The sequence below is a fragment of the Limihaloglobus sulfuriphilus genome (genome assembly GCF_001999965.1).
Classification (GTDB): Bacteria; Planctomycetota; Phycisphaerae; order Sedimentisphaerales; family Sedimentisphaeraceae; genus Limihaloglobus; species Limihaloglobus sulfuriphilus.
This window is the reverse complement of the sequence record NZ_CP019646.1, coordinates 1,882,716-1,905,245: the sequence shown is the minus strand read 5'-3', so window position 1 is coordinate 1,905,245 and position 22,530 is coordinate 1,882,716. Positions and strand designations below refer to the sequence as shown.

General features: G+C 48.5%; 12 protein-coding genes. 9 read left to right on the top strand and 3 right to left on the bottom strand.

Annotated elements, in window-relative coordinates; translation table 11 throughout:
- Window positions 1-11 precede the first annotated feature (11 nt).
- The 3 genes from thyX to SMSP2_RS07140 all read right to left on the bottom strand — a co-directional run bounded on the left by thyX (window position 12) and on the right by SMSP2_RS07140 (window position 1,721).
- Window positions 12-602: an FAD-dependent thymidylate synthase gene (gene thyX, locus SMSP2_RS07150; RefSeq protein WP_186804912.1), complete on the bottom strand. Its 591-nt coding sequence runs from the start codon at window positions 600-602 to the stop codon at window positions 12-14.
- A 75-nt stretch (window positions 603-677) separates the two neighbouring features.
- Entirely contained in the window at window positions 678-1,007 is a 330-nt protein-coding gene (locus SMSP2_RS07145; protein ID WP_146683299.1) for a cupin domain-containing protein, read from the bottom strand.
- A 24-nt stretch (window positions 1,008-1,031) separates the two neighbouring features.
- On the bottom strand, window positions 1,032-1,721 hold the full coding sequence (locus tag SMSP2_RS07140; RefSeq protein ID WP_146683298.1) for a type II secretion system protein: 690 nt from the start codon (window positions 1,719-1,721) through the stop codon (window positions 1,032-1,034).
- A gap of 262 nt (window positions 1,722-1,983) precedes the next feature.
- Between SMSP2_RS07140 and SMSP2_RS07135 the strand changes: the two genes are divergently transcribed.
- The 9 genes from SMSP2_RS07135 to SMSP2_RS07095 all read left to right on the top strand — a co-directional run bounded on the left by SMSP2_RS07135 (window position 1,984) and on the right by SMSP2_RS07095 (window position 22,520).
- A complete protein-coding gene (locus tag SMSP2_RS07135) occupies window positions 1,984-3,468 on the top strand; it encodes a transglutaminase-like domain-containing protein (RefSeq protein WP_146683297.1) in 1,485 nt (494 codons plus the stop codon).
- 435 nt (window positions 3,469-3,903) lie between these two features.
- A complete protein-coding gene (locus tag SMSP2_RS07130; protein WP_146683296.1) occupies window positions 3,904-6,078 on the top strand; it encodes a dockerin type I domain-containing protein in 2,175 nt (724 codons plus the stop codon).
- 74 nt (window positions 6,079-6,152) lie between these two features.
- Window positions 6,153-6,848, top strand: a complete 696-nt coding sequence (locus SMSP2_RS07125; protein WP_146683295.1) for a type II secretion system protein — start codon at window positions 6,153-6,155, stop codon at window positions 6,846-6,848.
- A gap of 122 nt (window positions 6,849-6,970) precedes the next feature.
- The gene (locus SMSP2_RS07120) at window positions 6,971-9,202 is read left to right on the top strand and encodes a tetratricopeptide repeat protein (RefSeq protein WP_146683294.1); all 2,232 of its coding nucleotides are present in this window, start codon (window positions 6,971-6,973) and stop codon (window positions 9,200-9,202) included.
- 38 nt (window positions 9,203-9,240) lie between these two features.
- Window positions 9,241-10,704 carry a hypothetical protein gene (locus tag SMSP2_RS07115; protein ID WP_146683293.1) on the top strand — a complete coding sequence of 488 codons (1,464 nt, stop codon included), beginning with the start codon at window positions 9,241-9,243 and terminating at the stop codon, window positions 10,702-10,704.
- Window positions 10,705-10,765: 61 nt separating this feature from the next.
- Complete coding sequence (locus SMSP2_RS07110; protein WP_146683292.1) at window positions 10,766-11,896, top strand: AAA family ATPase; 1,131 nt, start codon at window positions 10,766-10,768, stop codon at window positions 11,894-11,896.
- Window positions 11,897-11,927: 31 nt separating this feature from the next.
- Window positions 11,928-12,809, top strand: coding sequence for a DUF58 domain-containing protein (locus SMSP2_RS07105; RefSeq protein WP_146683291.1), 882 nt, complete (start codon window positions 11,928-11,930; stop codon window positions 12,807-12,809).
- 5 nt (window positions 12,810-12,814) lie between these two features.
- Window positions 12,815-14,515 carry a hypothetical protein gene (locus SMSP2_RS07100; RefSeq protein ID WP_146683290.1) on the top strand — a complete coding sequence of 567 codons (1,701 nt, stop codon included), beginning with the start codon at window positions 12,815-12,817 and terminating at the stop codon, window positions 14,513-14,515.
- Between the two features lie 16 nt (window positions 14,516-14,531).
- Window positions 14,532-22,520 carry a VWA domain-containing protein gene (locus SMSP2_RS07095; RefSeq protein WP_146683289.1) on the top strand — a complete coding sequence of 2,663 codons (7,989 nt, stop codon included), beginning with the start codon at window positions 14,532-14,534 and terminating at the stop codon, window positions 22,518-22,520.
- Window positions 22,521-22,530 lie beyond the last annotated feature (10 nt).

Here is a 22,530-nt window from a genome sequence, read left to right as displayed (position 1 = left end):
CGTTCTATCTTTTATTCAATATCACTGAAACACGCCGGCGCGGCTTCTTTCAGCAGACGCAGTATCTCGGTGCATACCTTGCGTATTTCCCATTGAGCTTTTTTAGATGTCCGCAGCTTGATCACGTGCCTCCATTCGCGGAAGTTCGCCGAGACGACAATCTCCGAGCAGCAGGCGTTTGGCAGGACAAAACGGGCGTCTTCTTTTTTCAGTCCCCGCCTGCGCCATTTGTTGTACATTTGCTGGATCGCGGCCATATCGGCTTTGTAATCATCAACAAATTCCGCCGGCATCGTTTCAGGTATGACGTACTCAAATTCTGTTTCGGATACATACCTCTGCGACTGCTGCGAGATCGCCATAAGCCTGTGCCGGACAAGCTGATGGGTCATTGCCCGTGAGCAGTTTCGAATACGGAAGGTGGCCTGGGCGTGCTCAAACGGCGATTCGTGCCCCATTGCGGCGAGCTTCTGTATAAATTCCGGCGCTGAGTTGGCTCCGATACGCTCAAAGCTGAGATAGCATGTTCTGCCGGCCTGTTCGATTACCTTTTCTGCCTCGGGTGTAACAGCCAGCATTTCTATTGATAACTTATTTTCCATGTACATTCGGCCCTGTATTTTCGTTTGTATGTAAAAAAACCATAATACCCGTTTTACCCGGCACTTCAAGACTGATTATAAATTATAGTGCACCGCCAGCCATACTGTGTCGTTGTGCGAATCAGTTGATACCACGCGGTGGCGTGTATGTGCGGGGATATTCATATAATCGCCCGGGCGCATCTGAACCTGCCGGCCGTGCTCAAATTCCAGCACTGCACCGCCGCGGAGAATGATCACCCATTCGTCATTTTCCTGGTCATACCAGAAATCTTCCGGGCTTTCGTGGCCGCGTGAGATTATCCGCTCGATCCGTGTTCCGCCGCCGCGGCAGAGGGTTTGTATGAGCTCATCGGGGAGGTTGTTTGGGATATTATCATAAATGTTTGCTTTGTCTGCCGGCATAAAAAACTCCTTAGTGCGTTTTCTTTATCGTTTTACATCAAAACCTGATATGCCGTCTCTGGTCAGGTTCGGGTCCGGCAGGCCGTCGTTGGCTTCTTCAATATCCTCTGCCGCCAGAAAAACCACACTGCCGTCTGCCATGACGAAGTTTCGGCTGCCGATACTGCACCACCAGCCCATATCTCCGTCTTTTTTGTCGTGGTTGCTGAGCCATTCGCCGCAAAGAATTTTCTGTGATGCCAGGGCGACATTTTCGCGGCGCTGCGGAGTGGATTTTATCGGGCATTCTGTGCCGTATGTGCCGGCGGTGGAATCGATAGAATTTATCTGTTCGGGGCTGTAGTAGAAGCTCATGGAATAGGCGTAGCTGGTTGATTCATATTTGTCCTCGGCGGTTATATCGCCCGGGCATGAAAGCACTGCCGTGTTGCCGCTGCTGTTGTCCAGATACGGTTTTATCCAGCCGCGAAACCCTCGCCCCATCCAGAGCCATACGCCGCCGGATACGGGGTCGTCCGCGGCGATATAGGTAGAATTGTTGTCGTGGCAGTACATCTCAAACGCCAGCGAGATCTGCTTAAGGTTGCTCTGGCAGATTGTGCGTCGGGCAATAATTTTCGCCCTGCCAAGCGTCGGCAGGAGAATGCCCATCAAAAGGGCGATAACTGCTATTACCACAAGCAGTTCTATCAATGTAAAGGCTCGTTTGTACATTTGCTTACTGTTTGCTATTATATTCTGGTTGTTCCTGTTAAGTTGAACGCAGATAGTAAACAATACGAAATTCAAGGCAAGGAAAATATAAACAAAGTGTCAGGCATTAAGTGGACAGGATTAACAAGATTGACATGATTTAATTGATTTATTTTTAATCCTGTTTATCCTTTTGCTTAGCTTTTTTGCACATTTGAGCTAATATATACCCAGCAGATATATACCCAGCAGAATTTCAAATCAGGTCAATTTTGAGGTAAAAATGACATCTATATCCGTCAGTGAAAGAAAGTGCTTTATAATCATAATGTTAACTGTAGTATCCGTATTAACACTCATGCCCGCGTTTGCCGCCGAAGATGAGGCCGAATACTATGCCCTGCTGATGAACGGCAAAAAGGTCGGCTACTCAGAGCATACCCGCAGCCGGGACGGCGGCAAAGTTACAACCTCCGATAAGGTGGTAATGACCATATCGCGTTTCGGAACGTCGATTACTGTAACGCAGACCGAGACGTATTTCGAGACCGCCGGCGGCAGGCCGCTCGGTTTTCGCTCGGTAGTGGAGATGGGCGGCATGGCCCAGACATTCACCGGCACGGTAAAAGACGGCCGGGTCGTTATAAATACTGACAGCGGTTTGGGTGTAACGGAGGATACGGTTGCCTTTGACAGCGATATTCTCTTCCCTGAAGGGATGAAGCTGGCGATAGATCAGGCCGGCGGCATCAAGCCCGGAGCCGAGTTTGAGTTCACCAGCTTTGTCGGCAGCATGAAAAGCACCTGCAAAATGACAATGCGGGTTGGAGAAAAGGAGCCGCTCGTTCTGCCCGGCGGCATAAAAAAGCTCTACCGTGTGGAAAGCACCGAGAACATAGCCGGCATGAGCGTGAAGAGCGTCTCATGGCTCGACGATGAGCAGAGAATGTATAAGACCAACAGCAAAATCGCCGGCATGGACGTTGAGATGATGCTTTGTGATAAGGAGCATGCCCTGAGCAAGGCGGAGGATTTCGATATAATGCGCAACTTTATTATAAAAGCGCCTGCCGGGCTGATTGACAAGTTCAGAGAAAACGCCGGCAAAATTACACTTGCCGTGGAATCAAACGACACAGAGCCGATCAGAATCCCCGAAAATGACAACCAGACGGTCAGGGGCAAGGGTAAATCTCTCAGCGTTGTATATAAACCCGCCAAACCGGACAAGGTTGTTCCCGCCGCGTATGAGGGGTCTGATTCAGAGATTCTCGAAGCGCTGCGGCCTACGGTTTATGTTGATTTTGAGTCCGAAGTAATAAACGAAATGTTTGCCTCAATTGAAGCAAAAGCGACGGATAGGTGGGGTACTGTCCAAATGATTACGAAATTCGTAAATAATTCGATAAATTCGAAAGACCTTTCCACCGGTTTTGCGACCGCGTCGCAAACGGCGAAAACCCGCCGCGGCGACTGTACCGAGCATTCAGTGCTGACCGCGGCACTCTGCCGCAAGGCGGGCATACCATGCCGCATGGTTTTGGGGCTGCTCTATGTCGAGGATTATTCCGGCATCGAGAGCGGCTTTCTCGGTCATGCCTGGAACGAGGTATATGTGGATAAAAAATGGATTTATGTTGATTCAACCCGGCCGGCAGAGCCCGGCGAAAACATATATATAATGCTCAGCACCAGCCAGGGCGAGCCGGCGGATTTTCTCGACATGCTCGATTCATTCGGCAGGTTCGATATATCCTCGGCGAGGTAGGGAAATTTATTAAGGCTTTTGTTCGTCAATAAACTTTTCAATAAAAAATCTCTGTTTTTTTCGTAAAAAATGCGCTTTGTTAAAATTTATTGTCAGTTAAACATGTTCACCTGTTAAGTAGTAGGAAAATGCGTCAATATGGCTTTTTGAGTGCGTAAAAGGGGTTTAGTCGGGAGTTTAAACGCCTTAAAAGCTATAATGTTTTAGGTGTATGTTTTTGCTCTATGACAGTTTTTTACTGTTTTTGCGAAAGTTTGCCACTTATCGCTTGATTAAAACGGTTTTCCGTGCTATATTATTATACAAGGAAGTAGCAGGAAATGTAAATTGTGTTGACAGCGAAGCGTATAAGGTAAGACGCTTTGACGTTTTCACGTACAGAAACTGTAATATTAATTTAAGTAGCTTGATTTTAGATCAAGGAGAGGTACGAACATGAGAAAAAAAATGAGTTTGGTTACGTTAGTTTTAATTTTGGCAGCCGGCGCTTTCGCGGCGGCCCCGGACAATATGTACCGTGTGGTTCCAGCCGAGCACACAGGGCTGCAGGAGCTGCCTTCGGGAGTGGTTGTATATTCCACTTTAGGTGCCTGTGGTTACAACGATGTTACAGGTGATTTTTATACGGTGCTCTTTGGTTCTACGGGACAGAGTATCCGTAAATTTACTCCGGATGTCTTTGGCCCTGTTTATTATGAGCCAACAGATATAGTTGATGATGACCCGGGTTATCCCTCAACGATTGACGATATCTACGGTTCATCCTGGATGTACGCTTCCGCTTCGGATCTTCCCAGGGTGGCAAACGCAGACTGGGATTTTTCAACGGGTGTTACGGATTTCAATCTCGGCGGTTACATCAGTGCCGGCGGTTTTGTTGTCAACCCCGCACCTGTTACTGTTGACGGCATAGATTATGAAGCCGGCGAACTGGCCCTTATTACTCAACATTGGTATGTAAGACATTATGACCCAACTGGCACATTCCGTATATATGAGCATGACTATGACAAAATCGCCCTGCTATACGATTTGAGGCGCATCGGGTCCCCAACTACTGAGCTTCCCGACTATGACACCGGCCAGGATGGTACGGGCGGTACAGGCGAGCTTTGGGGGGCTTTTGGTCAAGCCGACTGGAACGATGTGTTCCGTCCGCTTGTTTCGGCAAGAATGTTGTTTGATGTATCAAATACCTATCTTGATTACCCAGAGCTGTCAACACTGGATTATACAAGTTCTCATGTATTCAACTATATGCGTCAGGGTTGTTGGGCGAGTGATGCAAGTGCGGTTTATTTTGCAGGTTCTCACAAACATTACGACTGCTTGGAAGAGCCGGATGAGCCCGGTGTCTGGACAGAAGACGTTTATGGCGGCGGTATCTGGAAAGTCAACCTCTCAGATATGAGCATTGAGCTGCTTCTGCCTGCAATGAGCACTTCCAGCAGTGACAGGATTTCAACCGAAGTATGGTCAATACACACAAGCGTAAGAGACTTTACCGGCGGAACCAGAACCGGTGAGCAGATCATATTCGAGGGTACCGGCCAGACAGGCAATGAAGGCGGACTGTTGTGTGTCGTTGATGACGGCACCGGTGATACTACTACTTATACAGTTGTAGATGCCGAGCTTATGGAAGATCTCAGAGGCGGCCTTGATTCGGTATATGGTGTTACATGTGATCCTGATGGCAATGTTTATTTTACACTTGGCAGCAGGGCTGCATTTAAGTATGACACTGAGGGAAGAGTTTACGCCCTTAACAACAGAGGCCAGTATATGTGCTACAATGGAGACAACAATCTCTCAATTACAAGCACCCACGTGTACCGTCTGCAGTATCATGATGATGTTTACGGCTACCCTGTACTTACACATATGACGCAGGCCGGTGATGATGCGGTCGGGGGCATTGTTGTTACCAAGCCCTGCGATTTTGACCGTGACGGTGATTTTGACATAGATGACCTGAATTTCTTCAGGGACCAGAGAATATATAACGATTCTCTTGAGATTGTTATGGAAGATCCGGAAGACCCCGAATCAGATGTCTATATAGCTGAGCTGAACTTTGACACACCTACACAGGCGACTGTTGATTATTTCAAGGCGGATATAAACGGAACCAGCGAAGATTATGAGAGTATCAGCGGGACGTATTACGCTGAAAATAAGAGTGTTGATGAATACGATGCCAAGGTGCTGTATCAGTTTGCAACACCCGGCGACATAAATCTCGACGGCGTTGTTGATATGACAGATTACAATCTGTTTATAGCGGATTATCCCAAGGTTGACGGCACTGTTTACAGCTGGACAGACGGAGATTTCAGCTTCGACGGCAATGTTGACTCTGCCGACGCAGCTCTGTTCTGTGCATACTGGGATTCGCCTGATGCGAGCCTGCTCTGGGATTTACTCATAAACGGCGACCTGAAGCCGGACAATACTGTAGATTTTGCGGATATTGCCCTGTTCAGTGCTAATTACCCCGAGGTTGATTCAGGATACGATTCGACCTGGGGCGAAGGCGATTTCAATGATGACGGTGATGTAACAGCGGCCGACTTGCTGCTGGCAATTGATAACTGGCTGATCAACTGATCTTGGCCGAATATCTTCGCGGGAGCGGTATGTTTCCGCGAAGATATATAAATTGTAAAATGGAAATACAATCTATGGCAAATACGACGACAAAGTTAAAAATAAAGGCATTTACACTGATTGAACTTCTTGTAGTTATTTCAATCATAGCAGTACTTATGGCGATCCTGATGCCGGCTATGAAGAAAGCCCGCGGCCAGGCAAGGCGTGTCCACTGTATGGCAAACCTGAAAAATATAGGCGTGGGTTACCATTCCTATGCTATGGAAAATGACGATTATTTTCCCAGCTCTCACGTTTTAGGCGGGCATAACTTCAGGGTACAAAAGGGCTACATCATGCCTAATGATCCCAGAGGAAATAAAGAGATTTTTGGTCTGAACGCTCTTTTTGATGACTTGAAAATCATTGACGCTTCTGATAAAGTCTGGGTTTGTCAGGATATCGGTGCCAAGTGGATGAGGCCTTACGGCGTTACCTATGCTTTCAGCACCGCTGCCATACTCGCTAAAACGAAGTATTTCAAGTTCAGCGCAAGGCAGTTTTCTAAATCCCCGCTTTGCTGGGACAACTTTACATCTCTGCCTGGTACTCCGGCTATTCCCGGTGCACCAAGAGGCAGCACTGTTCCAACAGAGAGAAGAAAATATCCGCATAATTACCATACGAATAAGAGTAAAGACGGCGCGAAATCAATTAACTTTTTATTCATGGACTGTCAAGTTCGGGCATCCTATGTCGATGGCGACACCAGCAGTTCGGGACTTTAAATAAGACTGGCTTCGATGTCCTTTTATGTTTTGTGTAAATCCATTATAGCAAACAGTATGAGCAATCTTCAGTTCAGTGTTTGCAGAGAATAGAAACCACGTATCGTTTTTTGGAATACGTATTGAAAAAAATAGTTAGATTTAGAAATATGCTGTATGCCGGTGTATTACCGGCATATTTTTTAATATTTGCGGTTTGCGGCGTTTTCGGGGCGGATATTGATTTTTCGCTGATTGACGGCCAGTCGGTCGCCCGGTGCCGCATAGTCTATAAAGACTTAAGTTTTGAGGCCAATGTGGTATTGGACGCGGGCCAGTCGGGCAGTGTCTTTCTGCACGAAAACACGGGCAAGATGCTTGAATTCGCTTCTGGTGATACCCTGAGCATGGAATTTGCCGGCGGGGCGGTTTTGAGCAATCTCAAGACAACACCTATGGGGCTGGAATTTCTTGAAGACCTGACCAAGGATTTCGCCTCCGAGCTCAACGAGATACCTGCGGTTGCGATGCTGGGAATCGATGCCTTTTCCGGGCATACTTTTACGATAGACCAGGCCAGGGGTAAAATTTCCCTGAGCAATGACCCGTTGACACTTGAGCCGCAGGAGCCCAATGTCTTTGCCTTTAACTTTGAGAGGGGCAGATACGGCCTTGTTCTGAACCTCAAAGGCCCGGACGGATTTGATATAAAGGCCGGCATAAGCACCCGCAGGCGCGAAACTTTGATAGATACAATCGCGGCGGAGCTGGCCTCGGATCTGGATAACAATCTGGGTGATATAAGTCTGGGCGGTATAACAATTAACGATTATACCCCGCTTCGGGCTACGGAATTGTCCGGCGGGAATCCCGATATGCCGGATATTATTCTTGGCAATGTGTTTTTTGAGTCGTTTGCTTTCAGTGTTGACCCTGTTAACGATATAATTCATTTCCGCCAGAAGATCAAGACAGCCCGCAGTTTCCCTGAGCAGGCTTTTTTTGACGCTGTCCGCGATGAGGATCCAGATGCTATCGAGGAGTTTATAAATGACTCCGGCCGGGATAATTTCTATTACCAGGAGGCCGCGGCAAGTCTTGCGCAAATGAGACTTTCGCAGGAGCCGTTTGATAAGTCTGCCTGGCTCCGGGCGGTAGAGCATACGGTAAAGGCGGCGCAAATCGAGCGCAAGAGCCAGGTTCTTATAAATCACTGCCAGAGCCTTCGAAACAGCGGCAAAGACCCCGAGCTTGTTTTAGTGCGCCAGCTTCTTGAACAGGCCAAAGAATGGGCCGATGATGATATTAACTCCCGTGCTCCGTTTGAGATACAGGCCCAGTTGGGGCTTGCGGCTCTGGAGCTTGGAGAGATAACCCAGGCCCGCCGGCATATGTTATCCGCGGTATTCGGCCTGCCCAAAGAGCCGCGGTTTAATCTGTGGATGGGTATGGTGTATGAGAAAATGGATAAAAATCTCAGGGCGTGGTCGAGATATATCATCTCTGCTATGGCTGATGATCCCCCGCCGGAGGCGACGCCGGCGCTTGACAGGCTGAACAATAACATAGAGTTTAGAAAAGAATTTGGAATGCGAGATGCCCGCGAGCTTCTTGAGGGGCATATTCCTGATTTCCATCCTGAAAACAGGGCTCAGCAAAGGCCGGCGATCACCACATTGGAATTTTTTAACTCTGTCGATAACCCCGATTGCGGCGCGATAGCACTGGCGGTTGACGGGATCGGCGAGTATTTCAGTGATTATAACGTCCAGGTAGTCAAATATCATTTGAGCAGACCAACCGGCGATCCGATGGAGACACGGATTTCTGTCACCAGGGCTGATTATTATGGCGTTAAAACCACACCGGCGCTGTTTATTGACGGGAAAAGGGTTGATTTGAGAGGTTTCAAAGGAATGATGCCACAGGATGTTTTTAACGGGCTCCTTGAAGGGATTGAAAATCAGGATCCCGCTAAAAGGGAACTCATGACAAATACAACCCGCAAAGACGGGCAGATTGAAGTTGAATTCCAGCCGCTTGTTGAAGGTCTGGAGTACCAGTCGGCTGTTTTGCTTGTTGAAGGTGATGTCATGAGTGCCGGCGCAAGCGGGCTCTGGATGTACCGTAATGTTGTCCGGCACGGCATACAGTCGCTGTTTGACGAGGAGAAGGTAACTTACACGATTCCCGATGTCGAGGCTCTCTGGGAAGATATCGATACCACAATCGGTCAGATTGAAGAAAAATACTCAACGAGTTTTATAACGCGGCCGTGGTATGTCGATCCTGACCGCTGCAGAATTGTTGTTTTGATTCAGGAAAAAGAATCCAAAAGAATAGTGCTAAGTTTTGAAAAGGCATTTGAAGAATAAGCATAAATATTTATAATTCCTGTTTTAAACAGTAAACTATGAGCAAAAATACCTGGACAAAACATAAAGAATTCGGCGATAACCTTCACGCGGCGCGTCAAAGTATTTACCGCAATGAGCTGAAGAATAGTTCCTGTAAAGGCTTTGTTGCTGCATCTATAGTTATTGCAGCGGTTTGCGTGATAATCCTGGCGGCATCGCTTGTGTGTTTTATAGCCGGGATTGATTTCGCTTTCAGCGGCTGGTCGTTATTCATCGCCGCGTTTACCGTGGGTGCGATAGCCTTTTGCTGGGTGTTCCTGCCGGCATTGAGGCGTTATCCCGGGCAGAAACAGGCCGCCGAGCATCTTGATCTTGCGTGCAGCAGCCATAATCAGATCGCAACAGCGTTAGATCTTTATACGAGTAAACGATTTACGCTTTTTGGCAGATGTGCGATAGAGCAGGGGCTTTCTGTATTAAAAAAGAACAATACCGAAAAACCCTGGCTCGTGGAATACAGTTTTCCTGCCGGGAGTGTAAGTGTTAAATTTATAGCCGCTTTGGTTATGCTTTCCGCTGCGGTCTGGATAAACGGTTTGAGCCGAACCGGCCCGGGCCAGGGCGGCAGGGAAACAGCCCCGTTATCAGGCGATAGTGTCTGGGCAGGGGAGACTGATGATACAGAAAAGTCGCAGCAGGGTGAAAATCCCCGCCAGCGAAAGGTAGAAAACTGGAAACAATCAATGGCCGGCAGCCCGCAGGCGGCATCTTCGGGTGCTGATCAGCGTAAGACTGATGAATTGCAGGGACTTACAAGCAAATCTACAAGCCTTTCCGAGACCGCGGTCGAGTCACAGGGCAGCGGCAGCTCCGCCGCGGGAGCTTCATTGAGCTCTAAGAATGCCCCGCCGCGAAAACCCGCGAAAAAAAGTGCTTCTAAGAAAGACTCGGACGAGGCCGTACCCGAAGAGAGAAAACTGCCCGAATCATCAAAGGCAAGCTCTATGTCCAGCGGCAGCGCCGGCAAGGGCTCAACGCCGGCGGTCTATAATACCTGGTCGCAGAACGAATCAACCGGCGGCGAGGGTCCCTCGCCAGAGGAAGAAGACGAGGAGGTCGAGGACAAGGAAGAATCCAACCGCAACCGCGGCGGTATTCAGCCCCATCTCAAAGACCGGACACAGGCGCCGAATCGTGAGTTGAATATCGGTGGAGCCAAAGGCGATAAACCCGGAACCGGACGCGGCGGGCCCGGCCCGACAAAGAAATCCCGCGGAACAGCTTCGCTTGTATTAGGTGTGCCGGTACCTGATTTTGTTAAGGGCAAGATGGGCCCGGGAGTAAATAAGGTTATCCAGGAACGCGGACGTCCGCAGATAGAAGCCGGCGAGCACGCAGAGAGTATTGATGTCGTTGCCGGTGAGATGCCGGATACGCCTGCAAACAACTCTGGTGTGAGCTCTGATTTCAGAGAGCTTGTCCGTGATTATATGCTGCGGTTAAACAGAAACGGTAATTAGTTTCTTTTGTTTTCATAGAAATAAGATGTTTAATATTTGAGCTTTAAACAAGGAAATACTCATGAATAATGACGAGTTTAGCAAAGAACTATCAGAAGGTAAAGAGCTTGCGGGCGAGTTTTTAACGCTCTTCAACGCGGTAAAAGACGAGGTTCACAAGGTTTTTGTCGGCCATGATGATCTTGTAAATAATGTCCTTTCGGCACTGTTTGCCGGCGGCCATGTTCTGCTTGAGGGCGTTCCGGGCCTTGGCAAGACTCTTTTGGCACGCACGCTTTCGACAACGCTGAATCTGGATTATTCCAGAATCCAGTTTACACCGGATCTTATGCCTGCTGATATTGTAGGTTCTATGGTACTTGTCGAAAAACCCGGCGGCGGGCATGAAATCACGTTTCAGAACGGGCCTGTTATTACGAACTTTATATTAGCCGACGAGATTAACCGTGCAACGCCTAAGACTCAGTCAGCGATGCTTGAGGCTATGCAGGAAGCACAGGTATCCGTGGGAACACGCACAATTGATTTGCCCCAGCCGAACATAGTGATAGCCACGCAAAACCCAATCGAGCAGGATGGAACGTATCCTCTGCCCGAGGCCCAGCTTGACCGTTTTCTGGTAAAACTGATAGTCGGCTATCCTAAGCGTAATGAATATGAGAAGATACTGAATTTGACAACCGGCTCACAGATGCCGGAGCTTAAGCAGATAGCCGGCGGTGAGGATATTCTGCGTCTTCGCAAAATCGTCAGAAGCGTAGAAGTCAGCCATCAGGTACAGGACTACGCGGTCAAGATTGTAATGGCTACACAGCCCGGGACAGAGTTTGTGACAAATGAAGTCCGCGACAATGTTGCTCTTGGTTCGAGTCCGCGTGGAGCACAGGGTCTGATGCTGATGGGCAAGGTTCGTGCTCTGCTGGACGGGCGTTTTGCCTTATCGTGCCAGGATATCAGAGATGTTGCCAAACCGGTGCTTCGTCACAGAATAATGCTGAATTTCCACGGCTATTCGAATAAGGTGTCGGTTGATTCGCTTATCAGCGGCATACTCGAAAAGGTGCCTGAAGTCTCAGAAGTTGATGTTGAGACGCTCAGCGAAGAAGAGCAGCCTGAAATAAATCTCTCGGGCAGCGATAATATCTCGGACATCTCAGAGGCGCTTAAAAATCTTAGTAAACCCAATGAATGATTGCCGTCCCTTACGGGGTTGGAAGTAAAATATGGCTCGATTGCTGACAAATAGTGAAATAGAACGGCTCAAAAGGCTGCAAATCAGAACTGACCGCGTTCCGCGGGGCGGTTTTTATTCGGAACACCGCTCGAAAGAGATCGGCCATGGGCTGGAGTTTGCAGACCACCGTCAATATGTGCCGGGAGATGATATCCGCAAGGTTGACTGGAATCTTTACCGGCGAAACCGGCAGCTTTTTGTACGGCTTTTTGAGGAAAATGAAAATCTGCCCGTTTATATCCTGCTGGATTTGAGCGATTCGATGCTGTTTGACCTTGACGGGCTTCGCAGTGTCGCGGCGAGAAAACTGGCCGCGGCTTTTTGTGCGGTAGCTCTCAATCAGGGCGAAATGGTTCAGGTTTTTGCTATGCAGGATGGCATCTGGCCGGAGAAACGTCAATTTGCCAGAAAAAACGCATTCGAAACAGCCCTTAGTCATATAGAATCTTTAGAGGGCGGCAGTAAGCTGGATATTACAGACGCTCTGGATCAGTTTTCAAAGTACAGAATCAGGCCCGGCCTTCTGATTGTCTTGTCTGATTTCTTCTCAAACCGAGGAATAGACCGCCTTTGTAATGCGGTTAGAAACCTTTACCATAAATGCCTGTTTGTTCAGATGGGTCTGGAAGTCGATGAGTATCCTGTTGTTGACTCAGAGGTTCGGTTTGTTGACTGTGAGAGCGGTGACTATGTAGAGGTCGCAGACGATGAGCGGCTTCTGAGTGAATACACCAGGCTGTACCAGGATTATTATCACAGGCTCGACAGGTCGGCTTTGTCGATGGGGTCAACTCTCTACCGGATTGATTCTCAGGACAACCTCGAGAGACATCTTGAAACGCTGTTTATTAACGGGACACTTAGGATATAAACGCGATGACATTTACCGGAATACCACTTTTATACGCACTTGGCATTCTTGCCGCAGGAGCCGGGATTCTTGCCGCGGCGCATCTGCTTCGCAGCAGGTTTCAGGTTCGAAGAACTGCTACGGTGATTTTCTGGCGTGAGATAGACCTCCAGAAACGCCACAGAATTCTCGGCGGCCGTTTTCGCCATCCATATACTTTTATATTCCTGCTGGCCCTTATAATACTGTTTATTCTTGCGCTTATACGCCCGCAGATGCAGGCCTCCTCCGCCGGCGGCGGGAGTGTTCATGTGATTGTTGACAGAGGCGCGTCTATGGGGCTCAAAAGCGGCTCCGGCGGCACACGGCTGGAAAAGGCCCTTGAGGATTTAAGGCCGATTCTGCTTGGCGCGGGCGGAAAAGAAGTGAGGGTCAGTTTTGTCCCGTGCCCGCAAACCGGCTTATCGTCGGTTTTTAGGGATAAAGCCGCTATGACAAATTTTTTGACCGGACTGGATATAACCGCCTGTTCGTGCCCTTCAGATTTGACAGATGTAATACGTCAGGCCGTCAGCGGGCTAAGCTCTGACCCTGAGCTGAAAGTAGTACTGCTAAGCGACCACCCCCAGAGAGCGGCACGTTTGTTCGCAGATTTCTCAGAATCAAAAACCGGCAGTTCCGTTGAGGATTTGAGCTCGCGATTTGTCATAAACAATTACGGCTCTGCGGTTGATAATACCGCTGTTTTGTCCTGCCGGCTTAGCGTTGATTCAAACAGAGAAAACGCAGTGTTAAAAGTTACAGCCGGGCGATGGGCCGCTCAAGAGGCTCCACTGACGGTTGAAGTAACAGACAATGGCGGCAGTAAGGTGATTTCTCAGACCTTTAACATCGAGGCGGGAAGAGTTGAAGATTTCGTCATTAACGCGGACAGCCTGCTCGAATCGGACAGCAACATAGAATATACATTGAGTTTTGAGTCTGATGATGAATTTAAAGCCGACCAGATGGCCAGAAAATTCCGCATATCCGATATGTTTTCCGGATATACCTACCGCAGCGGGGCGGGTATTCCTTATCCGGCAGAAGTCTTTCTTGAGACACAGAGCTTCATGGTTGCGGCGAAAAAAGGGGCCAATGCTGACATGATTTTTACCGCGGATAGTGAATCTGTTAAAAGCAGCGGCAAGGCGGTAATCTTTGCCCGGGCGGGCGTTGCGTGCGAGGCCGGCCAGAAAATAATCAAACATGCCGGCAGCGCGATAATTGACGATTTGAATTTCAACCGGATAAGGACGGGCGCCGGCAACGGTTTCGGGCCTCAGGTTGAGGGCGAGCCGCTGTTATTCTCCGCCGACGGGCATGTGCTGGCTTATACAAGTTTTGCCGGACAGAAAAGGTGTGTGTATCTGGCTTCATCACTCTTTGGCGAGGGCGGAAACCTCTACACTGATGCTGTATTTCCGGAATTTATGGCGAGATTGTCTTCGGCGGTGCTGAGGGTGGAAGACCCATCAGCGGCGAGGAAGCATTTGCTTAGTCTTAATGACTTTAACTGGCGGGAAGATTATTGCGATTTGAGCTCAGGCTCTGGTGATTATCAATCCGGCCGGCTTGAGAGCAAGGCGGCTTTTCTGCATATTGATATGCCGCATGTGATAATCCTTATTTTGTTAATATTATGTATAACCGAGGTTTTCCTGTACAGCAGGGGCAGGATAGTTTGATCTTTTCAAGGAAACTATGGGCTTTATAGAATATAAATATCTTTTGCTGCTGGTGATAGCGGTTGTTCTTGTCCTGTATGCGGGTTTAAGGTCTAAACGGCCGCACGAGAGGCAGTCTTTGCTTACAGCCCTGAACGTCATTACAGTGAGTCTTGTGATATTCGCATTGGCTGGGCTTTATATAAAGACAGAACCCGATGAAAAGGGCAGGGTCTATCTTCTTGATATATCCGCGAGTATTCCAGATACCAGCATTGAAACAGCATTTAACACAATAAATGAAATGCAGGAGAGCACGCCTCTTAAGGGCAGACTGTTTCTCTATGCATCTTCAGTATATGAGATCGATTCAGAGCCGGAAAGGTTAGAGCTGACAGATTTACTCCAGGAAATAGAACGCATTCGCGGTCTTGAGACAGAATCGTGCCGCAGTGCTACAGCCGATGCGCTGAGCCGGATTCTTGATTCGTGCAGCAGCGGCGAGTCTGTGTGTCTGTTTACAGACGGCATAGAAACTGAAGGCTCGGCTGCTCGTTTGCTCGAGGATTTCAGCAAGAAGAACGTAGGTTTGCAGGTTGAGATAATTGACACTTTTGCCGGTCCGGAAGTTCTGTTAAAGAGTGTCCAGATGCCAGGTTCAATCCGTTTTGGCGAGCCGGCTTCGATGGATGTTTATATTCTCAGCAGTCATCCGCAAATGGGGCATCTAAGCTGCAGCGGCCTTGATTCTGATTTTTCTTACACAACAGATATTGAGCTTGCAGCCGGTCAGAACGCTGTGAGCTTTCCGGTGCATCTTCTGCGTGAGGGGCAGCATATTTTTGAGGTAGAGATTACAGGTGAAAAAGATTTTTCCCAGGAAAACAACCGTCTTGAGACGTCAATGTTCGTTACCGGTGCTGCCCAGATTTGTGTTTTAGAGTCGAATCCCGCTTCGCCGGTTTACAATTCGCTCAAAGAATGGTTTGGCAAGTCGGCGGTTATTCTGCCGCTGGAAGAAGAAGAGCAGCTTGGAGAGGCTCAGCTTCTGGTGATAGCTGATACGCCGGATACTGAACTTGATTTTTCTCTGCAGGAGAGGATTGCCCAGGAGGTCCGTAACGGTATGGGGCTTCTGGTGACCGGCGGTTACCGTGTAGCTGCCGGCAACGCATACTCTGAAGATCCGATGTCCGAGCTTCTGCCGCTGGAGTTTGTTCAGCCCATAGAAAAGCGGGACCCTTCATCGACAGTAGTTTACATCATAGATACTTCCGGCAGCATGACCGGCTCACGTGTGGAGCTGGCCAAAGAGGTTGTCCGCCTTTCTCTCAAACGTCTCAAGCCGCACGACAAGGCTGGGATAGTAGAGTTTTACGGCTCAAGGAAATGGGCTGCCCCGATTCAGCCGGCATCAAACGCAATTGACATTAACAGGGCCCTGAACCGCCTCAGTGCGGGCGGGGGAACAGTAATTTTGCCGGCAATAGAAGAAGCCTTCTACGCACTCCAGAACGTGGACACGAGGACACGGCATGTGCTGGTACTTACTGACGGCGGCGTGGAAAAGGGCAGGTTTGAGTCGCTTATCCGCCGGATGACCCAGTACAGGATTACACTTTCAACCGTTCTTGTCGGACCTGGTACGCATACTTCGTTCTTATCCGATCTGGCGCAGTGGGGCCGCGGGAAATTCTATCTGGCCAGAGACCGTTTTTCGATACCAGAGGTGATTTTCAAACAGCCCAAAACTTCCAGGCTTTCTATATATGTGGAAAAGGATTTCTATATGTCAGGCTCTGATACAGTTCTGTTTGACAATATCAATTTCCAGCTTATTCCGTATCTGCACGGTCTGATTAAATCCGCTCCCCGTCCCAATGCAACTCTCTCTCTTAGTTCAGATTCGGGAGAGCCTTTATACTGCCGCTGGGATTACGGTCTGGGCAAGGTTGGAGTTTACACCTCACAGCTTGCGGGGCAATGGTCGTCTGACGCGGCGGATTCTGATGAGTACGCCCGCCTGGTTCAGCAGATATGCCAGAATCTCTACAGCTCGCCGGGTAATACGGATTATCTGGTACAGCCTCAACTCAACGGTAATGTTGCGGTTATAGATATCCACTCCGGGCCGAGAAGTTCAGATTATAAATCAAAGGCGGTTATAGAGGGGCGGCTAAGTAATGCCGACGGTAAGGAAATCTTTCTCTCTGCCTCTTCTCTCCTGGATGATAAATGGCGTTCGGAACCGCTTGTTCTTGAATCCGGGAGTTATTCGATTGATATCGGCGATAACACGGGAGCCGCTTCGATTACGGCAGCTCCGGCAGCCGAGCTTGGTGATATTGTTTCAGACTACACACTGCAAAACGCTGCCGGTTCTCTGGATTATTCCCGTTCAGTTTTGAGTAATTATAAGGTAAAACCACTTTGGACATGGTGTCTGCTGGCGGCACTGGTAAGTTTTATGGCTAACATAATCATAAGAAGAATCGGCCCCCGTTCAGCGACTGCTTTTGTGCTGCTTGGCCTGCTTGCGGTTTCAAGCAGCGGCTATGCTCAAAGCGCAGAGGTAAACACAAAACTTTCACAGATAGGCAGCAGTTATATATCAGGCGCCGCAGAAAAGGCAGGTCGGGAGCTGCTGAGCATTTCTGATGATGAGACATTTTCGTATGCGAACCTGCCGCTGTTTGCGATGCTAAACGGTGATTATGCCTCCGCTGCAAGGATCTACGAAAGCCAGACGGCTGAACATGCGGATTTTGAGAGCCTGGTTTTCAGAGGCATTTGCCGACTGCACAACGATGAATATTTACAAGCCCTGGAAAATTTTGAAGACGCGGCGAAGCGGGCCGGCCTCAAACGGGACAGAAAATACGCTCTGGCATTATGTATTCATGCCTCAGAAAAGGCGGGCAAACTTAGCGATACGGCCTCCCGATGGTCATCAATGCCCAATATGACCGATGAGCATTTTGCCGCTCTGATCGATATTTACACAATAACAGGCGAATTTGACGATGCGGTAAAATTGATTGAGCACGCCCGCAGCAACAATATAGCAGAAGAGCTTGTTACAACGTTAGAATTTCAGAAGAAACTGATCGGCATAGCTCTCGAACAGGGTGATACGGACAAAGCCAAAGAAATCTATCGGGGCCTGATCAAAGATGAACGCAACAGGATAATCTATATTGACGGTCTGGCCAGGCTTATGATGTATGATTCGGACAGGCCGCAGGTGATATCGCTTTATACCGAGAGCATAGAAGAGGCATCAAAGGCTTCTGATCTAATGCTTATCGCTGAATCATGCGGGTCTATGGGGTTTTATGACCTTGCCGAACAGGCCGCCGAAAAGGCTCTGGAGATTGACCCCGAATACCGTCTTTCCGCTACGATGTTTCTCTCTGAAATGTACTACCGCTCAGGCGAGACCGCGCATGCGATAGAGCTGATTGACCGGGCGTATCAGGATTTAAGTGATTCGGCCGAATCGGTTGTGGAGCTTGCCGAGGCGGCGGAGCGTTTTGGAGATCCGGTAAAATCGATATCAATGCTTCAGCGGGCGTACGAGCTCAGCGGCGGCCCGGAGGTTCTGATGCGGACGGCATGGCTTCTGGAAAAAACCGGAAGTGAAGACCGGGCATACGAAACCTGGTACAGGATGTGGCAAACCGCAACAAGAGAGTCTATGAAAATACAGGCCAGAGATCATCTTATTGATCTTGCCTCCCGAAAGGGGAGGCTTGCAGACCTTGTGATAGAACTTGAGGAGTCACTCGATAAGAAACCGGATCCCAATGCATTAGGCCTGCTGGTTGACATATATGTAGCGGCAAATGATCCGATTTCAGCAGTTGAAGTGCTCAAAGAATATTCTGCCGGCTCCGGCGATCAGGTAGAGCGAATAAACGATCTGATTCAAGTTTATATACGCACGGAAAAATTCGGCAAGTGCACGCGTCTTCTTGAGCAGCTTGTGGAGGTAGATCCGGAAAACGCGGAGGAATACCTTCAGCAGATTGCTGTAATAGCGATTGAACGTCAGAACAGGTATGATGCTGTTGAGGCGATTAAACGCATGGAAGAGCTGGGAGAGGCCGGCGGTGTCTCAGATGAGTTCAGTGCGGGAATTTTAAGTATGCTTGATATGCATGAGCAGGCTCAGGATGCATACGACAGGATAATTGCCAACAATCCCGACAATATCGAAGCGTATCTTCTCTGGGCCCGTGCGGCGAATAATGCCGGCAACCGCGAACAGGCAGTTGAGCGGCTTCGCAGGCTGCTTGTAGATGAGGTTCAGGACGACTTGTTCGCCATAGCTGTTGACGGTCTTTTAAACCTGGAAACCGGCAGGGATGACTTAAACATAGCTCTTGCCAGGGTGTATTCACGTATTGCCGCGTCACCTTCAAAGGTACTTAACTACAGGCTGGCGGTCGATATTTGCGAAACCCTTGGATATCGTGATAAGATAGAACAGCTGCTTCTCTTCTGCAGCGCTGCGGCGGGACAGAGACGGGCGGCTATCGTGCGTGAGCTGGTAGATACCGCCGGCGCTAATGCCAATGTTGAGGGACAGATAGAGTACGGTAAACTGCTTCTTCTGCTTGGAGAGGTAATGCCGCCGCAGGTTTATATAGATCTTGGCAGGGCGGCTCTGAAGAAAAACGACGTTGTCCTTGCAGAAAGGATATTCAGCCTCGCTGATGCCGGAGATTCGGATTCTGCGATAAAGCAGCAGGTCGCCCAGAGCTTTGAAGATGCCTCGATGCCGGAAAAGGCTGACCGCATAATACGTGAGCTTTTGATAACTGATCCGGATAACGTGTCTTTGTATGTTAAATCCGGTTCGTATTGTGAACAGTTTGGATTATTTGACAAGGCTCTAAGTCAGTACATGAGGGCCAATTCTTTGATTCAGAACCGGATGCCGGTAAGTGTGAGCGGAAGTAACGGCGGGGCCGCTCAAGACAAGAAGAATGTTCGGCGGGCAGCTAACGTAAATGAGCAGGAGCTTTTCGCCGATACCATTACTACTGCCCTTATATCTGTTTCACGGACAGATCAACAGAAGAGAAATCTGCTGGATTCAGTAACTTCACGGCTGGAGAGTGAGATTCTCGAGGTAGAAAAGCTAATCAAAAACGGCGGTGATAAGCAGATCACGGCATATCCCAGACTGTATAATATATGGAAGCAGTTTGACCGTGTCGCATTGTCACAGGCCAAGACAGAGCTGGCCGATGAATACGCGGTTAGGCTCTCTGAAATTTTTAAAGATGATGAGTTTTTCGAAGATAAGATTATAACTTCCCGTGTTGAAACAGGACTGATACAGAGTTGCCACTTTTTCCTGGAGAAATTCAAAGGCAGCGATTCGATCAGTCTGATTGATAAAACTCTTTTATCAACCTGGTTTGACAGCGCCGCACAGGAACTGGATCCGGATGAACTAATCGCGGCAGAAAGTGAGCCTGTTCAGATAGCAAACCTTGCTTTGAGGCTGATTCTAAACGGCCGCGAAGAAAAGGCGATGCAGGTTCTTCGTTCGATGGATAATTTTCCCTTCAAAGACAATAAACACAGAGCGGCGTGTATTGCAATGCTCATGTATTTCAACGATGAAGAGCTCACCGATAAGTTCTTTAACAGCTGGGTAGATCAGAAATCTAAATCTGAAGGGTTCTCCGCAGATGATTTTGTGCCGCTGATAAATTCGGCCTGGCCTCTGTTAAGTGAAGACGGCAGGAACAGGCTTATCGGGAAGATAACCCTGATAAAAGGCGATGCCGCCGGTTGGGACGAATTTACGGCAAAGCTGGCCGGAACAGAGTTTGATGAAGAAATTACTTTTGAGCAGGCATTGGAGCTGGCAGGGTCTTCGGATACAGGGTTTGAAGTTCTGCTCAAGTCCTTGGAAAACAAATCAGCTGAGCAGAGGATAAGGATTTTTAACACTGCTATCTCCGCGAAAAGAGAACATACAAGGGTTGCGTTTATCCTTCAGCTGGCCGCGAGCCTGAAATACGATCTTTCAGAAGATTTTACAAACGCGATAGTCGATACTTACCGCCAATACGCCAGTGAGTCTGACTGCAAAAGTTATATCAGTGTTCGCCGGTACTCATGGAATAAAAATCCAGATCAGCCGCAGCTCGGTGTTAAGCTGGCGGGTGTTTTACTTGCCAAGACAACGGATAATCCCGCTGCAATGACCGCGGCGGTGGTAGCTGCCGGTACAGCCGAAGATAATGCACAGGCGGCGAATCTGGCTTCTCTTACAATCGATTTGCTTGCTAATACTAAGAAAATAGATCACAATTTTTCTGCCATGGTAGAAGACATCGCTTATGCGTTGAGTCCTGATGACCTGGATTCAATCATCATGGATGTAACTGATATGATGGATATTTTCGGTGTTACACCGGCGGGACTGTATATAGCGGCAGAATTGAATTTCAGAGCGGGCAGAAGTGAGCAGGCCCGTCAGATGAATAAAAAAGCCTTTGAGCTTGATCCTTCTAACCGGGTCATAACCAGAAATCTGATAGACCTTTACAGTGTTGCCGGCCGCAAACGCCGGCTTGCAGAAATTTTGAGCGGCTCGCTGGTCTCATCAGGTTTGAGCTCTTCTTATGAGTGGAGGACGCTTGTAAACCTTTACTGCGAGACCGGTCAGCCCGAAAAGGCGCTTATACCTGCCCGGGAAGACCAGACTGTTCTTTCACACCTGAATTATATGCGAATATACCATCAGATGGGGGACGAGAAAAAGCTGACAATGGCATTTCGTAAGTTTGTGACTGATTCGCGTGTCGATCAGACTTTTTTTTCTCCCAGGTGGCTGGTGGATAACACAACGGGCGGCATGAAAGGATACGATCAGTCCCGCAGCCGTATTCGCCCGGGTCTCTATGATGTCTTTGCAAATGAAGATTTCGCTTTGGAAGAATACAGGCAGGTTCTGCTTTCTGCTGAGCCGCTGAGAAGAGATATTTCAAATGCTGCCGGCGGATACGCTATGGCGCTTATCAACAAATCCGCAAGCAGTCAGTGGCTTAGATCGCTGCCGCAAAACGCTGATGAAATGAACAGAAAAAACGTTCTGGTACTGGAGCAGCTTGTAAGAACAGCTCCGGAAGAAGTCGCGGCAGTCTATCCGGGGGCTTTTGATGTGTTGGCAGCCAGGATTGAAGAGCCTGAACATGAAATGCTTGCGGCGTTGGCGGAATTAGCCGGCTTAATTGGCAGAAACGATGACCAGAAAAGAGTTTATCGGCTTTCAGCATTACTGGCTGCGGCGGATCTCGAAACGAGCTATACGGCAGAGAAAAATTTTGAGACAATTCAAAACTGGCTTGATTCTTTGCCTGAAAACTCCAGAAATGATTATGCCGCAAGGGTTTGCGACTATATCAAGCCTTCACCGTTTTTCTCTGATTCGGAAAAGGATATTTTTGCCAGGCTTGATTTTATAAAGAGCAATAGCTCTAAAGAATTCTGGCTCAGTTCGGTTGACGAGCTGTTTGAGTCCCCGGCGGCATCCCGATTGCCATCTGTAAAGGCCAGAGCGGCTTGTATTTTGGTTAGATTTGAAGATTTCAAGGTTTATGCCCAAGAGGCGATGGAGATGAATACCTATAGGAATTACTCGGTTTATCCTTTTGATTGTTCACAAATGTTGTGCAGTCCGCAGGAAAATCCTGAATTTATTTCCTATCTTGAGTATATTTCCGGTTTAATTGATGAACACAGACAAAAAGGCATACGTAACGATAGAGTATGCGTTCAGGATTATTGTCTGTTAGCGCGCAAGGCTTTTACTACGGGTTTTAAAGAAAAATTCGAAGAGCTTGTAAATGCCGCACTTGAGTGTGTTAACGAATTGTCGCTTGAAAGTTTGTGGTTGCTTGACTGCTATGAACTGGCAGGCGATAAAGAGAAATATCAGAATTTGTATAGCAGGCTTTCAGAGGAAGGGATACTTCCGCTGGAGCGAATGAATAATAATTGATAGATTTAAA

What these genes read in the sequence shown, in the direction of transcription:
- SMSP2_RS07140 (WP_146683298.1), bottom strand. Translation starts at nt 1,721, where the DNA reads ATGTACAAACGAGCCTTTACATTGATAGAACTGCTTGTGGTAATAGCA.
- thyX (WP_186804912.1), bottom strand. Translation starts at nt 602, where the DNA reads ATGGAAAATAAGTTATCAATAGAAATGCTGGCTGTTACACCCGAGGCA.
- SMSP2_RS07125 (WP_146683295.1), top strand. Translation starts at nt 6,153, where the DNA reads ATGGCAAATACGACGACAAAGTTAAAAATAAAGGCATTTACACTGATT.
- SMSP2_RS07100 (WP_146683290.1), top strand. Translation starts at nt 12,815, where the DNA reads ATGACATTTACCGGAATACCACTTTTATACGCACTTGGCATTCTTGCC.
- SMSP2_RS07110 (WP_146683292.1), top strand. Translation starts at nt 10,766, where the DNA reads ATGAATAATGACGAGTTTAGCAAAGAACTATCAGAAGGTAAAGAGCTT.
- SMSP2_RS07145 (WP_146683299.1), bottom strand. Translation starts at nt 1,007, where the DNA reads ATGCCGGCAGACAAAGCAAACATTTATGATAATATCCCAAACAACCTC.
- SMSP2_RS07095 (WP_146683289.1), top strand. Translation starts at nt 14,532, where the DNA reads ATGGGCTTTATAGAATATAAATATCTTTTGCTGCTGGTGATAGCGGTT.
- SMSP2_RS07135 (WP_146683297.1), top strand. Translation starts at nt 1,984, where the DNA reads ATGACATCTATATCCGTCAGTGAAAGAAAGTGCTTTATAATCATAATG.
- SMSP2_RS07105 (WP_146683291.1), top strand. Translation starts at nt 11,928, where the DNA reads ATGGCTCGATTGCTGACAAATAGTGAAATAGAACGGCTCAAAAGGCTG.
- SMSP2_RS07130 (WP_146683296.1), top strand. Translation starts at nt 3,904, where the DNA reads ATGAGAAAAAAAATGAGTTTGGTTACGTTAGTTTTAATTTTGGCAGCC.
- SMSP2_RS07115 (WP_146683293.1), top strand. Translation starts at nt 9,241, where the DNA reads ATGAGCAAAAATACCTGGACAAAACATAAAGAATTCGGCGATAACCTT.